At 56.9% G+C, this 15,697-nt stretch carries 15 protein-coding genes; 8 read left to right on the top strand and 7 right to left on the bottom strand.

The window, feature by feature from the left end:
• Genes BE0216_RS01005 through BE0216_RS00995 form a run of 3 tightly spaced genes read right to left on the bottom strand, consistent with a single transcriptional unit; the run spans position 1 to position 3,463 of the window.
• Positions 1-1,293, bottom strand: coding sequence for an ABC transporter permease (locus tag BE0216_RS01005; protein ID WP_158217181.1), 1,293 nt, complete (start codon positions 1,291-1,293; stop codon positions 1-3).
• Positions 1,280-2,536: an ABC transporter permease gene (locus tag BE0216_RS01000; RefSeq protein WP_094636319.1), complete on the bottom strand. Its 1,257-nt coding sequence runs from the start codon at positions 2,534-2,536 to the stop codon at positions 1,280-1,282. Before BE0216_RS01000 ends, BE0216_RS01005 begins: the two co-directional genes overlap by 14 nt.
• A gap of 9 nt (positions 2,537-2,545) precedes the next feature.
• Entirely contained in the window at positions 2,546-3,463 is a 918-nt protein-coding gene (locus BE0216_RS00995) for an ABC transporter ATP-binding protein (protein ID WP_226805805.1), read from the bottom strand.
• 261 nt (positions 3,464-3,724) lie between these two features.
• Here BE0216_RS00995 and BE0216_RS00990 point away from each other — a divergent pair, with 261 nt between their 5' ends.
• The gene (locus BE0216_RS00990) at positions 3,725-5,020 is read left to right on the top strand and encodes a sensor histidine kinase (protein ID WP_158217182.1); all 1,296 of its coding nucleotides are present in this window, start codon (positions 3,725-3,727) and stop codon (positions 5,018-5,020) included.
• On the top strand, positions 5,017-5,850 hold the full coding sequence (locus tag BE0216_RS00985; RefSeq protein ID WP_094636321.1) for a response regulator transcription factor: 834 nt from the start codon (positions 5,017-5,019) through the stop codon (positions 5,848-5,850). The genes BE0216_RS00990 and BE0216_RS00985 overlap by 4 nt, the downstream gene beginning before the upstream one ends.
• Before the next feature lie 123 nt (positions 5,851-5,973).
• Here the strand turns inward: BE0216_RS00985 and BE0216_RS00980 are convergent, their stop codons facing one another.
• Positions 5,974-6,711 carry a hypothetical protein gene (locus BE0216_RS00980; RefSeq protein ID WP_094636322.1) on the bottom strand — a complete coding sequence of 246 codons (738 nt, stop codon included), beginning with the start codon at positions 6,709-6,711 and terminating at the stop codon, positions 5,974-5,976.
• Positions 6,712-6,738: 27 nt separating this feature from the next.
• Here BE0216_RS00980 and BE0216_RS00975 point away from each other — a divergent pair, with 27 nt between their 5' ends.
• The 3 genes from BE0216_RS00975 to BE0216_RS00965 all read left to right on the top strand — a co-directional run bounded on the left by BE0216_RS00975 (position 6,739) and on the right by BE0216_RS00965 (position 8,442).
• Positions 6,739-7,404 carry a TetR/AcrR family transcriptional regulator gene (locus tag BE0216_RS00975; RefSeq protein ID WP_094636323.1) on the top strand — a complete coding sequence of 222 codons (666 nt, stop codon included), beginning with the start codon at positions 6,739-6,741 and terminating at the stop codon, positions 7,402-7,404.
• Between the two features lie 398 nt (positions 7,405-7,802).
• Complete coding sequence (locus tag BE0216_RS00970; RefSeq protein WP_072726717.1) at positions 7,803-8,078, top strand: hypothetical protein; 276 nt, start codon at positions 7,803-7,805, stop codon at positions 8,076-8,078.
• Entirely contained in the window at positions 8,068-8,442 is a 375-nt protein-coding gene (locus BE0216_RS00965) for a type II toxin-antitoxin system PemK/MazF family toxin (RefSeq protein ID WP_226805666.1), read from the top strand. The genes BE0216_RS00970 and BE0216_RS00965 overlap by 11 nt, the downstream gene beginning before the upstream one ends.
• Positions 8,443-8,496: 54 nt before the next feature.
• Here BE0216_RS00965 and BE0216_RS00960 read toward each other — a convergent pair whose 3' ends face one another.
• The 3 genes from BE0216_RS00960 to BE0216_RS00950 form a co-directional block, all read right to left on the bottom strand.
• Entirely contained in the window at positions 8,497-9,555 is a 1,059-nt protein-coding gene (locus tag BE0216_RS00960; protein ID WP_094636324.1) for a helix-turn-helix transcriptional regulator, read from the bottom strand.
• 312 nt (positions 9,556-9,867) lie between these two features.
• Positions 9,868-10,074 (bottom strand): YbdD/YjiX family protein, encoded by a 207-nt coding sequence (locus BE0216_RS00955; RefSeq protein WP_094636325.1) that lies wholly within the window; start codon positions 10,072-10,074, stop codon positions 9,868-9,870.
• A gap of 212 nt (positions 10,075-10,286) precedes the next feature.
• Positions 10,287-12,689, bottom strand: coding sequence for a carbon starvation CstA family protein (locus BE0216_RS00950; RefSeq protein ID WP_094636326.1), 2,403 nt, complete (start codon positions 12,687-12,689; stop codon positions 10,287-10,289).
• Positions 12,690-12,833: 144 nt separating this feature from the next.
• Here BE0216_RS00950 and BE0216_RS00945 point away from each other — a divergent pair, with 144 nt between their 5' ends.
• The 3 genes from BE0216_RS00945 to BE0216_RS00935 all read left to right on the top strand — a co-directional run bounded on the left by BE0216_RS00945 (position 12,834) and on the right by BE0216_RS00935 (position 15,690).
• Complete coding sequence (locus BE0216_RS00945; RefSeq protein ID WP_211279905.1) at positions 12,834-13,577, top strand: LytR/AlgR family response regulator transcription factor; 744 nt, start codon at positions 12,834-12,836, stop codon at positions 13,575-13,577.
• The gene (locus tag BE0216_RS00940) at positions 13,574-14,866 is read left to right on the top strand and encodes a GHKL domain-containing protein (RefSeq protein ID WP_094636327.1); all 1,293 of its coding nucleotides are present in this window, start codon (positions 13,574-13,576) and stop codon (positions 14,864-14,866) included. Before BE0216_RS00945 ends, BE0216_RS00940 begins: the two co-directional genes overlap by 4 nt.
• Positions 14,867-15,024: 158 nt before the next feature.
• Positions 15,025-15,690, top strand: coding sequence for an ABC transporter ATP-binding protein (locus BE0216_RS00935; RefSeq protein WP_094636328.1), 666 nt, complete (start codon positions 15,025-15,027; stop codon positions 15,688-15,690).
• Positions 15,691-15,697: the final 7 nt, after the last annotated feature.

Below are 15,697 nucleotides of genomic sequence, written 5' to 3'. Positions count from 1 at the left end.
TCACATCACCTGCGTCAACGCGGGACCGGCGGCGGAGGGATTGAGCTGACGCACGCGGCCCACCGTCAATCCTATGGAGGCGAAGGCCAGCGAGAACAGCAGCAGCACGCCGACCGATGCGCACCAGCCGCTGAAATCAGGCGCTCCGGCGATGACGGCGTCGCGTCCGCCGAAGGATTGGTAGATGGACTCCACATACCACCAGCCAGGCGTGAACTTGGCCAAAGCGATCACGACATCGGGCATCATCGACGAGGGAACCCACGCGCCGGAAAGAAAGGCCGCGACCATGCTCGCCACATTGGCCACGCCACTGGTGGCGTTCCACGACAGTGAGAACTGCCCGATCATGAAACCGAACGCCAATGCCGTCAGGCAAAGCACCAGCATCGACGTCAGCGACAGGGCGATGCGAGACGGATCCAACGCGTCCAAACCGCCCGGCATCACGGCACCGACGACCAACAGCAGCGCCGCATGATACGCCCAGACGACCACCGCCACAACCAGACTGGCGACCATCACACCGCCGCCGATACTTGCGGACGATTGCGGTGCCGCCGCCAGCCGCGAGCGGACGAGCGGTTCATTGAACCGTGACACTACCAGACCGACGGCCAGTGTCATCACCATCATCATCGAGTAGACCATGCTGCCCGCCACCACGATGAACGCGGTGATCGACGTCGCGGTGCTGCGCTCCGCCTCGCCGTCGCCGCTTACGGCCCGCACCGTCACCTGCGGCAGATCGGCCTGTTGTTCGACCACGAGGTCGATCGCCTCGTCGATTGTCGCGTCCGTGTCCGAAGCGAGGGCGAGGCGCACCGCGTCGAGGAATCCGTTGACTTGGATGCCGGCCATGGCGGCCGTGCCGGAGCTGGCGCCGGTCACCGTGTCCATGCTGGGCATCTCGCTTCCCTCGCGTGCCGCCTGGACGAATCGTTCGGTGTAGCCTTGCGGGATGATGACCAGAAGTTTGATCTGGTCGGTGGCCAGGGCGTCCTGCATATCACGTGTGGTGTCACTCACCTCGTGGAAGGTCGCGTTGTCAACCAACGCGCGTTCGAGCCCCTGCTTGAACGCATGTCCCGAATCGGCGTCCCGGTCGATGACGGCCACGCCGACCGTCACCTGCTGGAAGGCGTCGGCGCGCTCGTTCCCATCGCTCAACGTGCCGTGGACCACGCCGACGGAAAGCATGATCATCAGCAGGCTGCAGGCGAATAGATAGCCGAGGAAGATCACGGTTTTATGCGACCAAATGACGAGAAATGCGGTTTTACAGGTGCGCATAGCGTTGCCTCCTGAGCAGAGCCGTCGCCGCGACCACGGCAAGCGCGGACATGATGAGCAGAACGGCGATGGTTTGGGCGAACGGGGCGAGGCTGTCGTAGTACAGCAGGTCATAGAACAGATTCGAAACCTGTTTGACTGGGTTGATGAGGTGGAACAAGGGAGCCTCGCGTTGAATCGTGTCGTTGAGCGCCATAGAGGTGACGCCCATCAGTCCCGCAGGAACGGACAATCCGACGGATATGGCGATCGATATGGCGTTTTTGGCGTTCAAGGAGAGTTCGGGAATCGCGCCAAGCGCCAGTCCCAAGGCGCTAGCTGTGAACGAGGCGACGAGCAGTCCGACCTCGGCCAGAATCTCACGTCCGCCGACGGTGATGCCGAGCGCATAACGGATGTACAGGAACGCGATGCTGGAAGACAGGAACGACATCAGCCATCCGGCGAGGAACGCTCCCAATACCATGCGTGATTTCGGCAATGCGCCCGCGGTGATGCGCGCGCCGCTGTCGGTCAGGTTCGCCTGCATGAGAACCAAAGGAATGCAGGAGAACAGCATGCTCAGCATGGCGGCCATGCCCAGTAGCGCGAAGTGGTATCTCGCCATGGGGTCGGGCGTGAACCGTGTGAGCGTGATCTCATTGGTGTAGGAGACGGCGTCGGAGTCGACCGTGCTGGTATCGAGGCGGTCGCTGAAGGCCGTCCAGAAGTCGGGGTCGCCGGCCAGCCGCGGATCTCGCCGCAACGCCGCGGTGATGGCGTCGGCGATGATGCCGCTGTTCGTGTTGAACACGTCGAGCGCATTGCTTAACGCGCTCAGGCTGATCGAGGTCGCATCGCCGCCGTTCACTTGGGCCGCTCGCACTTGGGCCGCGGTCGTGTCGGAGATGGTCATGACGATGCGGCCGTCGTCGTCCGCGGCCAGTATGGCGCTCACTTCGCCGCCGTCCAGCAGCTCTTCGGCCTGCTCGATCCTGTTTGTTTCGGTCATGCTCACCAGCGTGGTCTCGCCGTCGCCGCCCGCCGCCAAGGCCCGCACGAAGCGTTCGGCACCATACGCGCCGTCCCATGCCGCATCCGACACCACGGCCACCGGCACCGGCTCGATCACGTTTTGCTCGGAGATGCCGCCGAACACGCCCTGCAGCATGGTGGCAAGGATGACGGGAAAGCAGATCATCCAGAACACGCCCGATTTGTCGCGCAGATTGATGCGCATCATGGCGATGAACGTACTCCACATGTCCTGCTCCTACTCTTCGGTTCCGTCACCGTCGGCCGAATCACGCAAGGCGGTGCCGGTCAGTTCCAGAAACACGTCGTTCAGGGAGGGCGGGCGGCTGGTCAGATGCCCGACGTTGACGCCCGACTCGTTGAGCATGTCGAGCAGATCGGCGAGATTGCGTTCGCCGCGTCTGCAACGCACGTCCAGTTCCTTGCCGTCCCAAGTGGCTTCGATGACGAACGGCAGCGCGAGGATCCGACGCAACGTCACGTCATCAAGGTCCAAGGTCGCGACGCAGATGCGTTCCCCCATGCCGATCATGTTTTTGAGTTCCTCGGCGGTGCCGAGCGCGAGATGCCGGCCGTGGTCCATGATGAGGATGCGGTCGGCGATCCGCTCGACCTCCTCCATGTAATGGCTGGTGTATACGATGGTCGCACCTTCACGGTTGAGCCGCCGGATGCCCTCGAGGATGGCGTTGCGGCTTTGCGGATCGACGGCCACGGTCGGCTCGTCGAAGAAGATCAGCTCCGGCCGGTGGGCGATGCCACATGCGATGTTGAGCCGACGTTTGAGACCTCCGGAGAGTTTGCCGGGGCGGAACCTGCGGAACTCCCCCAATCCGACGAAATCGATGGCCTGCTCGACCAGTTCGGCGCGGCGCTTGCGCTCGGTTACGTACAGCGAACAGAAGTAGTCGATGTTCTCCGTGACGGTGAGCTCGTTGAACACGGCCACGTTCTGCGGCACGATGCCGATACGCCGCTTCACGTCGTAGCTGGTCGGTGTGACCGGTTCGCCGAACACGCTGATCTCTCCTTCGTCATAGGTCAGCAATGCGAGGATGCAGTTGATGGCCGTGGATTTGCCGGAACCGTTGGGCCCGAGCAGTCCGAAGATCTCGCCCCGCCGCACGTCGAGGTCGAAATAATCAAGCGCCAGCATGTCTCCGTACCGTTTGACCAATCCCTTCACTTCGACCGCCGAATCCGGCACGTCATCGCCTCCATCCCGAGCCGACGATGCCGCCCGAACGTCAGACGGACGCGATTCGTTTGCTATATCCCTCATCATCACCCTCCCATACTCGTCGATACCTCCATCATCGCCCATGCGTGGGGCTCGACACCGGTGACCACACTCACTATTCGACTTTCGACAATGACATTTGTCACGGCCGCACAGCCGACAAAGGTGGGTAGACTCATGCTTGTGACCGGATTATTGGACAAGCTGCTGCTGATGGCGCTGTGCGCGCTGCTGCTTGTCCAATGGCGGGGTGCCGTCACGGCGCGGGATATCGCCGTGATGCTGACGGCCGTCTGCTGCGCGTCGGTGACGGAATGGCTGCTCGTCACGATGCGGTTCTCTTGGGCGTGGGTTCCCGGATGCCTGACGCTCGCATGCTCGTTGGTATTGCCGACGTTTCTTTTCACCCTGCCGACGGTCGCGTTCGACGCCTGCCGCCTTGCCGGTCATCCCAACGCGGCGCAGGAGCCGCATCAACGCCTCGCAATGCAGCGTTCGGAATCCTGGCTGCGGCAGATTGGCCGTGTCACAGTATTGCCGTATCTGTGGATGGTCCCGCTGTGCTGGACGCTGCTGGCCCATCCCGACTGGCGCGCCACCGGTGCCGTGATCGCCCTGTTGACGGTGATGGCGTTCCTGTGGGGATCGTCCGCGCACCGGCAGACGCTGACGGGACTTCGTTTGAACCGCATACAGGATGAGCGGCGCAACAGCGTGCGGGCGCTGCGAGATCAACTCTCCGACGCCCACGAGGATCGCATGACGGCTACCCGCACCGCCATGCTGAACGAGCGTACGCGCATCGCACGCGATATCCACGACAATGTGGGCCATCTGCTCACCCGCGCGATCATGCAAAGCGAGGCGTCACGTGTGCTCGCCGAAGCGAGACATGACGCCGTATCCGAGCGGGGTTTCGCCGATATTCACAGCACCCTTGATGAGGCCATGACGATGGTGCGACGGTCCGTCCATGATCTCGATGATGAGGGGGTCGATTTCGCCGCGTGGATGGCGGATGCCGCCCGTTCGACGGGCCGACTGCGTGTCGACCTGCGCAGCACCGTCACCGACGCGCCCGCACCTGTCGCCCGCTGTTTCGCCGCGGTTATCCACGAATCCCTATCCAATGCCGCGCGACACAGCACGGCCAACCGGGTGACGGTGGTCGCACAGGAGTTCCCCGCATTCTGGCAGCTGGTCGTACAGGATAACGGCGATGCCGTCGCACGGAGGAATCCCCACGGCAGCGGAAGGATTGCGCCGACGATGCCCTCGCATCCGGTGGACCGCCGCGGTATGGGATTGGCCGATATCGAAGCCAGGGTGCGGACTCTCGATGGCGTCTGCTCGACTGGCCCTCATGGCGACGGATGGCGGGTGTTCGTGTCGATTCCCAAAGCGCCGTTCGCGCATCGCAACGGCGAGATTCAATCCTTAGCCCGGAATACAAGGAATGGAGCGGATTCATGAAAGTGGCCATCGCGGACGACGACGCCATCGTGTGTTCGTCTCTCACCACGATTCTTCAGGCGACGGGCGTCGCTCAAGTGGCTTGGACGGCCGCCGACGGGGTCGAGGCGCTGGAACGCTACCGTTCCGGACCGGCGATGCGGCCCGATGTGATGCTGATCGACATCCAAATGCCCGGTATGGACGGACTGGAAGCCGCCCGACGCATGCTTGAATTCGATAAGGCGGCCCGTATCCTGTTCCTCACCACCTTCGCGGACAAGTCCTATATTGACCAGGCCATGGCGTTGGGCGCGAAAGGCTACCTCATCAAACAGGATGTGGCCTCGGTCGCGCCGGCCGTGCAGGCGGTGATGGCCGGACAGATCGTGCTCGGCGCCGAAGTGCTTGGCAAACTCACCGGCGTGGGGGCCGAACGCAGCGTGGAGAAAGACGGACGGTCCCCTCTCTCCCAATCTGAATCCTCCGCTGGAACGCACAATGCTCCCAGTGTTCGTGCCGGGAACGACAATGCCGGAGGATGCAGCCACGACATCACCATCAATGGCGGCGACAGCGCCACGGACAAAGACCTGCGCCTACTACACTCGTTATCCGACCGCGAACGTGACGTCGCTGCCTTGGTCGCCGAAGGATTCGATAACCGCGAGATCGCCGCGCAACTGTTCCTCAGCGAAGGCACGGTACGCAACCGCATTAGCAACATCCTCGACAAGCTGCACCTGTCCAACCGCACCCAACTCGCCATCCTCTGGCTCAGACAGACTTCGCACAGAACTATTCCCTCCAACCGTCCGTGCGACCCTTTTAATCACCCAAAACGAGCATAGAATGGTGATATTCCTCGGAATGTCACCATTTCGTCTTGTGTGACAATGTGACTTTCCTGTGCGAAAGGTCGCACGGGCTCCATCCAACTTAGGCTTCGTGCGAAGGCTCCAACAACAATCTTCCTAAGAACCGATATCGGCAGCGGCGGCCTCAAGCCAGTTGCTGAATTCAATTGCAAGATGCCACTTATGGCCATCAACCACTTTCGCCATCGTCTTTTTCGGGAATTCTATGCAGAGATGACCCTGCAAGCCCTCAGGCGTGTCCTGAAACTGATGTCTCGCGGCACCGACGCGCTTCCCATCAGAAAGTTTCGATACCCCTTCTATTCGATGGGGGTGATCCGCCAACAACGGGATATTGATGCAATTCGTTTCGTTGAAATAAATGGTGAACGCCGCTGCGAATGGTGACCCTCCATTGGTTTCACACACATATTGCGTTCCATCTGGACGGTTATCAATAATGTAATGTTCAGGATGAGCCGCTAACATAGCCGGAATATTATTCTTCTTGACTTGCAGATCGAACCATGCGGTAAAGTCTTTCGCCGAAATTCCATTCGCATAGATATCTATCCCAGAGAGCACATATTCTTCATGTGACAAGCGTACGAATCTCCTGACGAGAATATCCGCCAAACAGGTTTCTTTTCTCATGAGCTTCTTCAAGACATCTTGTCCTAAATCCAGCTTTCTTTGCAATATGAGTTGGCGGATTTCCGAAAGTTCTTCATTCTGGATTTTCAGGTTAAGTTTCCTAGACGCATGAATGCATCGTTCCATTTCCTTTTTCTGAACGTCCTCTCTGGAAATCTCACGTCCATCGATTACGACACGAATTGAAACATCGCGAGCCATATCCGTTTCCTCCAAAAGTAAACTGTTATGTCACTTTATATTGATATGCTACCGTCGGACTTTAAGGTCAGCAATGTTTTCATGACAAATGACACAAACTGGTCCGAATGTGTCAGTTTGAGAGAATCGATGTACCGTTCAAATAATCCCAGCGCCTTACGGTCGCAGACCAGGATAATCAATTCCTTTTATCAACTTCTTAATGACACCGCTTACGAAGAAATATCTGTAAAGCAGATCATTTCAAAAAGTCAAATCTCAAGAAAAACGTTCTATCGTAACTTTGATTCAAAAGAAGATGTTTTAATTAGCTGCATCTACAAAATATTATCAGCTTACATTGAAGAGATGCATACTCAATCAGAAGTCACTCTGTCATGGATCATAGAACAAGCGTTCCGAATCCTTGAGCACAACAAGAATTTCTTTCAGCTGCTGCAAAGGGACAATCTGCTTTATCTTGTATTGAATGTCATCAACAGAGAAATTTTAGACGAGCATTTTTCTCTGTCTGACCAGAAATCGGATTTCAGCCGATATATTGTCTACTTTAATGTCGGAGCGCTGTTTAACGTTTTGTCTCTATGGCTTGAGAAAGACGATGCTTATTCAGCCGACGATATTCTACGCTTTCTCAGCGATTACATGACAAGCGGTATTACAAAGAATTTAAAAAGTCCTCTGGTCATCTAACCATGAGTTCGTCAGATACGGTTCCGATATTCAAACGAAGACGCTCTTTTTTTATTCTCGCCAAACTACATCCGACAACCGCACCCAACTCGCCATTCTCTGGTTCAACCCCACCACTAACCAGATTCCTTGCGACTCCGTTCGCCGTGCTCACTTCGCTCAGGGTGACGAGAAAACGGCCGCTCCGCCCAAGATGATGTTGAATGCCTACACTTTGAGAAGAGATGTCTCGACTCCGCTCGACATGACGACATAGCCATCAACGTCTCCTGAGCAAAGCGAAGTCTTTTTCTATCATCCTGAGCGGAACGAAGTGGATCCTAGGGATCTCCTGAGGATAAAACCGATATTACGGCTTACGATTGTTTAGATAGAATGATGTGCGGAAGGAGGCTTGTATGTCCACTGCGATATTTGATCCCAAGCCCATGAACGTAGATGCGGATGCTTTGCGCGTATTCAGCGGCCTCGCCAAGCTTAAAGGCATGACGCCGGATGAGTATGTCGCCGATTGGGTGAACTCGTTCAAGCCTGCCACCACAGGCGTCAGCGTAATCGGAGAGGATGAGGACGGGCCGATTTTCGACATCCCGGACGCTCTCGTATATCAGCCTCGATATGACGAGGACGGTGCGATGATTCTTCCCAAGTCCTGGAAAGACGATGATGACTGATCGCAAGCCTCTTCCTAATCAATTGCGTCGTTTCGACGTGGTACGCGCTTGGGTGAGGTACGAAGATGATAAAGGACGCGGCAAGTATCGCCCCATTGCGGTGATCAGAATCTCCAACGATGGTGAGGAAGGCGTGGGAATAAAGGTCACCAGTAATCCCACCTGGACCGAGGAAGGCGACATTCATATCGAAGATTGGGCCGAGGCCGGACTCGATCACCTCAGCACCGCCCGCTGCGCGCAACTTGTGCGCTTCGAGACTGCACGACTCGATGGCTACTATGGCCATTTGTCCCGCAACGACATCGAACGACTGAGTCAGGTCATTACGTCGCTACCGCCGGAACGATTCGTCTGGCTCTAGCGTGATTACACACGTCTAGAGCCAGCGGAAGACAGACACTAAAGCTCTCCGTCGCTACCGGTCATGATGGCTTTTGAAGATTTGGATGATTAGCGCGGCGATGCCGCAGCATAGGGCGCCGATGGGCCACGACAGCCAGAACAGGCCTTGTCCTGTGCGCCATCCGTCGGACCAATCCATCTCACCGATGGGCTCGCCTGTGAACAGAAGCAGCAGGGCGATGATGGTGGCGATGATCATGATGATGCCGCACACGGCGCCGGTGAGCTCCCCGTAGCGGTCACGTTCGCCAGCGCGTTCCTTGCGTTCCTTTTCCAACGAAGCGTTGCGATCCTCGATATTCATCAACTCATGGCGAACACCCACATAGACGAACAGCCATACGCCAACTGCGACCGTCATCAGCATGAGGCATACCGGCCATCCGTCGTCGACACCCAACACCTCGTCGGCGTATATCAGTATCAGAATGCCGATGATGATGACGGCGATACCGACGACCACGCCCACAGCGGTACGTCGCGCGGCGGATGTGCGGTCGGCGTCGGTGTAGAAATCCTCGATGAACGGGTGCTGGCGATTGAAGTCAGCGTGCCTCATGCCGCCCGGAATCAGCAGGGCCAATCCTATGACAGTGCCGACGAATACGAACAAAACGGCCAGCACCTCGTTCCATGAGCTCGGCCCGATGATCGAATGGTTGTCGTCGAACAGACTCGCCAATCCGGTGCCGATGATGATCGCCGCGATGCCGGACGCGACCATCAGGGCGAACTGGCGCACATGATCGTCGTAGCCGGTCATATCCTGCGCCGTTTCCGTGGATAATCCACCGTTCCCGACTTGCCGATCGTCGACGGTTTCAGTGAGCTCGGAGGCATCGCGAGACGAGACGATCGGATTCGCGGGATTGCGCACGTCTCCCATGACCAGATCGTCCAGCGTGCAGCCGAACAGGTCGCAGATCATCAGCAGCTTGTCCATTTCGGGATACGCTTTTTCACTCTCCCATTTGGATATGGCTTGACGCGAGACGCCCAGCAGCATCGCCAGACGCTCCTGCGTCAGATTGCGGCTCGCTCTCAGATATTGCAGATTGTCGCGGAAGCTCATCGCGGGACTCCTTACCGATTACGAATCAGTGTACGGCCTTCACTATGCGGCATCGACACGTCCTCGCGCTACCAACTTGCGGTCGCATCCCGATTTTTCTCCGCAACCCACGGTTGCATCGGCGTCATTCCAACGGTCTGCGCACGACATTATCTCCACCAAGTATTCGTGCGACCCTTGTGCCAACCCAAAACGAACAGGAAATGGCGACATTCCGAGGAATGTCGCCATTTCGTCTTGTGAAGCGATGTGACTTTCATGTGCGGAAAAGTCGCACAGCATCCACTCTCCGAAGATCCCGTGCGAACCCACTCAACAGCAGCAGCTCGTATTGGGATGCAGACGGTCGTATTCCTCGCGGGCGCGCAGGTATTCGACCTCGCTCATCGGGGTTTCGCCGGGATGTTCGACGGCGAAATGCTCGAGATAATGGTCGTAGCGCGCTTCGCCGCTGACCTCACGCAGATACCAGACGATGCCGCGCCATGCGCGCTTCAACTTGTTCAATACGAGGTTCATAGGCTTCCCATCGGCTCGAAATATGTGCGAATCGTCATTCTTCGAGGAGATACCTCGACTCCGCTCAGCATTATCAACGTCATTCTGAGCGGAGCACGAAGTACGGAGTCGAAGAATCCCTTACCCATTGCGAGTGAGATTCTTCGACTCCGCTGCGCTCCGCTCAGAATGACGCAATGCGGGGACGTGCGTCACCCCAGCCGCGGCGCGAATCAAGCCGCGGCTTCGGCGTTCTGCGCGAGTTCGTGCAGCTTGGCGCTGTATTCGCGCTGCACCTTCTTCTCCAACTTGGTGGCGACCAGTCCGGACGGGGCGAACCACTGGGATTCGACGAACGGCTCCTCGCTGGTGGTTTCGACGCCCACTTTGCCCGAGATCAGCGTCTTGGCGACGACCACGATGCCGACGATCAGGAACACGCCCATCATCACGAGGAAGAACACGCTCAGCACGCCGTCGAGGTAGGCGTTGCTCAGTGCGGCCCTCGCGTTGGCCAACGCCTCGCCCTCCAACGCGCCGGAGTCGATCTGCGCGCGGTAGTTGGCGGCGGTGGTGAAGTAGCTTAAGGGGCCGAAGATCTTCTGGAAGTCGGCGGTGAAGGTCACGGCGACATCCCACACGAGCGGAATGACGGGGATCCACGCGTACTTGGCGCGGCCCATCTTGACCACGCACACGGTCACCAGCATGAGGCAGGCGGCCGCGAGCAGCTGGTTGGAGATGCCGAAGATCGGGACCATGGCGTTGATGCCGCCGTTCGCGTCGGCCACGCCCATCCACAGCAGGCCGCCCCACAACGCGGTGGCCACCAGCGTGGTGATGATGTTGCCGGGCTTCCAGGTGGGGTCGCCGAATTTCTTGAGCCGCTTGACGTTGGCGAGCATCTCGCCGATCTGGTAGCGGGCCACACGGGTGCCGTTGTCGACGGTGGTGAGGATGAACAGCGCCTCGAACATGATGGCGAAGTGGTACCAGAAGCCGAGCGAGCCCTGGCCGCCCAGATAGGACTTGAGGAAGTTGGCCATGCCCATGGCGAAGGTGGTGGCGCCGCCGGTGCGCGAGACGATGCTCTGCTCGCCGAGGTCCTCGGCGGCCTTGGTCAACGCCTCCTCGCCCTCGTAGACCACCGGATCGCCGTTCTCGTCGACCGACTCCCACGTGGTGGTCATCTGCTCGCCTTCGATGTCGGAGACCTGCATGTTCTCGGTGGCGGCAACGGCGTTGGCTTCGGGTGAGGCTTCGGCGGAATAGGATTCGCCGGCCGTGGCCTGGATCTGCGCGGCGGACATGTTCGTGGCGAAGTACAGGCCCTGGCTCAGGGTGATCGCGGCGATCAACGCGATTACGGCGGTGAAGGATTCGACCAGCATGGAGCCGTAGCCGATCATGCGGATCTGGTTCTCCTTCTCGACGGCCTTCGGGGTCAGACCGGAGCTCACCGCGCCATGGAAGCCGGAGAGGGCACCGCAGGCGATGGTGATGAACAGGAACGGGAACAGGTCGCCGGAGAAGGTCGGTCCGTTGGAGGTGAAGGCCAGTTCGGTCAGGGCTGGCACCTGCACGGAAGGATTGGCGATGAGGATGCCGATCACCAGCAGCACCAGCGTGCCGATCTTCATCAGCGTGGACAGGTAGTCGCGCGGGGTGACGAGCAGCCAGTGCGGCAGCGCGGCGGCGGCGAAGGAGTAGATCACCAGGGCGATCACCAGCTGCGGGGCGGTCAGGGTGAAGATCGGGGCGAGGACCGGCGAGTCGGCGATATAGCCGCCGGCGACGATGTCGAGCACGAGCAGCACGAAGCCGAGCAGCGTGGTTTCGATGACGCGCCCCGGACGCAGGAAGCGCTGGTAGCAACCCATCAGCAGGGCGATCGGAATGGTCATGCCGATGGAGAACACGGCCCACGGCGAGGAGGCCATGGCCTTGATGGCCACGAGCGCGAGGAAGGCCATGGCGATGGCGGTCATCACCACCAGGAAGATCGACAGGATCATGCCGCCGAACTTGCCCATCTCATCGGTGGCCATCTGGCCGAGGGAGCGGCCGCGGCGCTTGGCGGAGATCCACAGCACCAGCATGTCCTGCACCGCGCCGGCGAGGATCACACCGAGGATGATCCACAGCACGGAAGGCAGGTAGCCCATCTGCGCGGCCAGGATCGGGCCGACGAGCGGGCCTGCACCGGAGATGCCGGCGAAGTGCTGGCCGAAGAGCACGCGGCGGTCGGCGCGTTCGAAGTTCGCGCCGTCGTGCACGCGTTCGGCCGGGGTGGCGTTCGCGTCGTCGGTGCGCATGATTTTCATTTGGATGTAGTACGCGTAGAAACGGTAGGCGATGGCGTAGGAGCACAGCGCCACGATCACGAACCAGATGGCGCTGATCTGTTCGCCGCGCGAGACGGCGAGGATGGACCAGCCGATGGCACCGACGATGGCGATGGCGGCCCACAGCAGGGCCTTGGGCCAGGTCCACACCATCTTCGGGCGCACGCCGACGGGCAGTCCCTTGCTGTTGCGGATGACGCGCTCGGCCTCGGCCGGCGTGTAGTCGTTCTCGAATTCCAGCCTGCCCGGCGCTGGCGCTTGGGCGGCCGCGGATGACGCAACGTTCGTCATGATGTCCTCGTTCGTGATCTCTCTCGTGATATCTCGTATGACTCGGCCACAGTAAGTGTTCCATGGCTTCCATCACGCTAGCCCCCATACATTGCATGGAAAGAAAAAGTCCACTATATGAGCGGACTATGAGATGGCTCACATATGATGGACGATAGAGGGAAGGCAGGTGAACCGGTGTTGCATATAGCGATTTGTGACGATGAAAAAGCTTTTGTTCAGCATTTGACCGACCTATTGAACCAATACAGCAAGGAGACGGGACTGGGCATAAAGGTCACTCCCTACTATGACGGCATGGAGCTGATCGAGAAATACGACCCCACCGTAGACCTGATTTTCCTTGATATTCGCATGAAGCTGGTGAACGGCCTTCATGCCGCCGAGCGCATCCGGCGGATGGATGAACGTGTGGGGATTATTTTCCTGACCACTCTCACGCAGTACGGGCTTGAAGGCTATAAGTATCAGGCGACCAACTACATCATCAAACCTTTACAGTATGTCCGGCTGAAATCGGAGCTGGATAAATTCGTAGAGCGCAACCGGAAGGAAGACAATCCTTCTCTGGTGATCGCCAACGACACGGGAAAATACAAGGTTCCACTGAAATCCATTCGCTATATTGAAACCTTCAACCGCAATCTGATGTTCCATACCGAACAGGAAAACATCATCTGCTACAAAAGCATGAAGGAAATGGAACGGGCGCTCTGCGACAACGACTTTGTGCGTTGCCATACCAGCTATATAGTCAATCTGTTTTATGTGAAAGGCATTAAAAAGCTGGATATTGAATTGATTTCAGGCGAGACCATTCCCATCAGTCAGCCGAAGCGCAAAGAATTCATGGAGCGTCTGACTGACTATTGGGGAGATATGTTATGACATGGGCATATCAGATTCTAGATATACTTTCAACGGCGACAGAAGCTATTTCAGTGTATCTATTCTGCTTATGGTTATGCAAAAAGCCTCGTTTCAGCGCCTTCGCAAATAAGTGCATCATCATAGGCATATATTTTCTCAGCATTTATGCTATGACATGGTTTACCGAGTTGGGCGCATATAAAATTCCCGTTCTTATCATTGTCGGTCTGACTGTAATAAAAATATGCTATGCAGATTCATTTGCCACATGCGGTATTTGCTATGAAGCTTACCTGATTACGATACCAATACTGACCGAAGGCATAGGAATGCTGATAGGACACGCTTTCTACCAGGACAATATTATTGTTGTGATAGACGGCGATTCGCTCATGCGCTGGGAAATTTATGCGATTATTTTGATCGCACGAATCATAGTTTTGTGCCTTTCTTACCTGATGTGCAGAAATTTCACTTATCAAGTGAATTATAAAGACTTTATCTTGCTGACAACGATATTTATTTTCGCAATAGTGTTTTTTATGTCGGATGTTTATATGCATTTGAACCTAGGAGTCGCGGGAGACAGACTCCACTATATTGTTTCAACGGCTCTTCCTGCGGCCGGTATTATGACATTTCTCTATGCGAAAAACACCATGTATCTGCGGGAACAGGAACAGCGAGGCAAACTGCAAATCGCCCTACTTCAGCAGCAGTTTGCCTACTATCAAGAAAAAATGAAAGACGAGGACCGGGTTCGCTCCATCTACCACGACCTGAAAAACCATTTGCTTGTAATGGAAAACAGGCAGAATACAGAGGAAACACGCCAGATGGCGAAAACGCTGCGCTCCCAAATCACAGACTACGAGGATTATGCGCATACAGGAAATGAATTTCTGGACATCATTGTAAAAGATAAGACGGCAAAGGCACGTGAAAAGCAGATTGATTTTTCCGCTATGGTTGACTTTCACGGAATTGACTTTATAGAGCCGCTGGACATCAGCACCATTTTCGGCAACGCCATTGATAATGCGATAGAGGCCAGTGAAAAACTGCCGGAATCCAAACGCCTGATCACCGTTAAGGCCGAGCGCGTCCGGGATATGCTGCTTATCACCGTGGAGAACAATACATTGCCGGAGAACCATCTCACCGAGAGAACCACAAAGAAAGACCGCTTTGCGCATGGCTTCGGTATTCCCAACATCAAAAAAGCCGTAGAGAAATACGGCGGCCAGTGCAGATTCCAACAGGAAGAAAGAACCTATCGGCTGAATATTCTGATCCCATGCCCTTAATCGAAAACGCCGTTTCCTCGCGAAGCGGCGTTTGCTCTTTCGGCGGAAGGCTTTAGTTTTCTCATCGTCGATATTAGATTACGCATTGTCCGTTGCGCCTTTTCTTTGCCTGGATACGGTGAAAACAAAACCAGAAAAAGAAAGCGAGGCTATGGCATATGAGTATTTTGAGCACCGAGCAATTGACGAAGCAATACGGCGCTGAACCGAACATCGTCAAGGCTCTGGACAGCGTGAGCATTTCCATCGAGCCGGGCGAATTCGTTGCCATCATCGGCACATCCGGCAGCGGTAAATCCACCCTGCTGAATATGTTGGGCGGCTTAGACCGTCCTACTTCCGGGACGGTCAAAGTGGACAACTACGAACTGGGCAAGCTGAGAGACGAGGACTTGACCGTATTCCGCCGCCAGCGGATCGGCTTCATCTTCCAGAACTACAATCTGGTTCCCATCCTGAATGTGTACGAAAACATTGTTATGCCCATTCAGCTTGATGGGAAAAAGCCGGATACGCAATTCATCAAGGAGATCGCGGCGCTGCTGGGGCTGGAAAAGAAGCTCCACAACATGCCCAATACCCTTTCCGGCGGCCAGCAGCAGCGTGTGGCCATCGCAAGGGCATTGGCCAGCAAACCGGCCATTATCCTTGCCGACGAACCGACCGGCAATCTGGACAGCAAAACCAGTGACGAAGTGATTGAACTTCTGAAAGTCACCAGCCAGAAATTCCATCAGACCATTGTGATGATTACCCACAACCCGGAAATCGCAGCGCGGGCGGACCGCACCATTCACATTGAAGATGGCCGGATTGCACAGTAAGGCGGCG

Origin of the sequence: Bifidobacterium eulemuris (assembly GCF_014898155.1) — a bacterium.
In the GTDB taxonomy this organism is placed as follows: domain Bacteria; phylum Actinomycetota; class Actinomycetes; order Actinomycetales; family Bifidobacteriaceae; genus Bifidobacterium; species Bifidobacterium eulemuris.
Note: the sequence above shows the minus strand (reverse complement) of the source record. Positions and strands in the feature narration are given on the sequence as shown.

Bases quoted from the DNA above. Each gene is read 5' to 3' on its own strand.
- BE0216_RS01005 (WP_158217181.1), bottom strand. From the start codon at position 1,293: ATGCGCACCTGTAAAACCGCATTTCTCGTCATTTGGTCGCATAAAACC.
- BE0216_RS01000 (WP_094636319.1), bottom strand. From the start codon at position 2,536: ATGTGGAGTACGTTCATCGCCATGATGCGCATCAATCTGCGCGACAAA.
- BE0216_RS00995 (WP_226805805.1), bottom strand. From the start codon at position 3,463: ATGCTGGCGCTTGATTATTTCGACCTCGACGTGCGGCGGGGCGAGATC.
- BE0216_RS00990 (WP_158217182.1), top strand. From the start codon at position 3,725: ATGCTTGTGACCGGATTATTGGACAAGCTGCTGCTGATGGCGCTGTGC.
- BE0216_RS00985 (WP_094636321.1), top strand. From the start codon at position 5,017: ATGAAAGTGGCCATCGCGGACGACGACGCCATCGTGTGTTCGTCTCTC.
- BE0216_RS00980 (WP_094636322.1), bottom strand. From the start codon at position 6,711: ATGGCTCGCGATGTTTCAATTCGTGTCGTAATCGATGGACGTGAGATT.
- BE0216_RS00975 (WP_094636323.1), top strand. From the start codon at position 6,739: ATGTCACTTTATATTGATATGCTACCGTCGGACTTTAAGGTCAGCAAT.
- BE0216_RS00970 (WP_072726717.1), top strand. From the start codon at position 7,803: ATGTCCACTGCGATATTTGATCCCAAGCCCATGAACGTAGATGCGGAT.
- BE0216_RS00965 (WP_226805666.1), top strand. From the start codon at position 8,068: ATGATGACTGATCGCAAGCCTCTTCCTAATCAATTGCGTCGTTTCGAC.
- BE0216_RS00960 (WP_094636324.1), bottom strand. From the start codon at position 9,555: ATGAGCTTCCGCGACAATCTGCAATATCTGAGAGCGAGCCGCAATCTG.
- BE0216_RS00955 (WP_094636325.1), bottom strand. From the start codon at position 10,074: ATGAACCTCGTATTGAACAAGTTGAAGCGCGCATGGCGCGGCATCGTC.
- BE0216_RS00950 (WP_094636326.1), bottom strand. From the start codon at position 12,689: ATGACGAACGTTGCGTCATCCGCGGCCGCCCAAGCGCCAGCGCCGGGC.
- BE0216_RS00945 (WP_211279905.1), top strand. From the start codon at position 12,834: ATGATGGACGATAGAGGGAAGGCAGGTGAACCGGTGTTGCATATAGCG.
- BE0216_RS00940 (WP_094636327.1), top strand. From the start codon at position 13,574: ATGACATGGGCATATCAGATTCTAGATATACTTTCAACGGCGACAGAA.
- BE0216_RS00935 (WP_094636328.1), top strand. From the start codon at position 15,025: ATGAGTATTTTGAGCACCGAGCAATTGACGAAGCAATACGGCGCTGAA.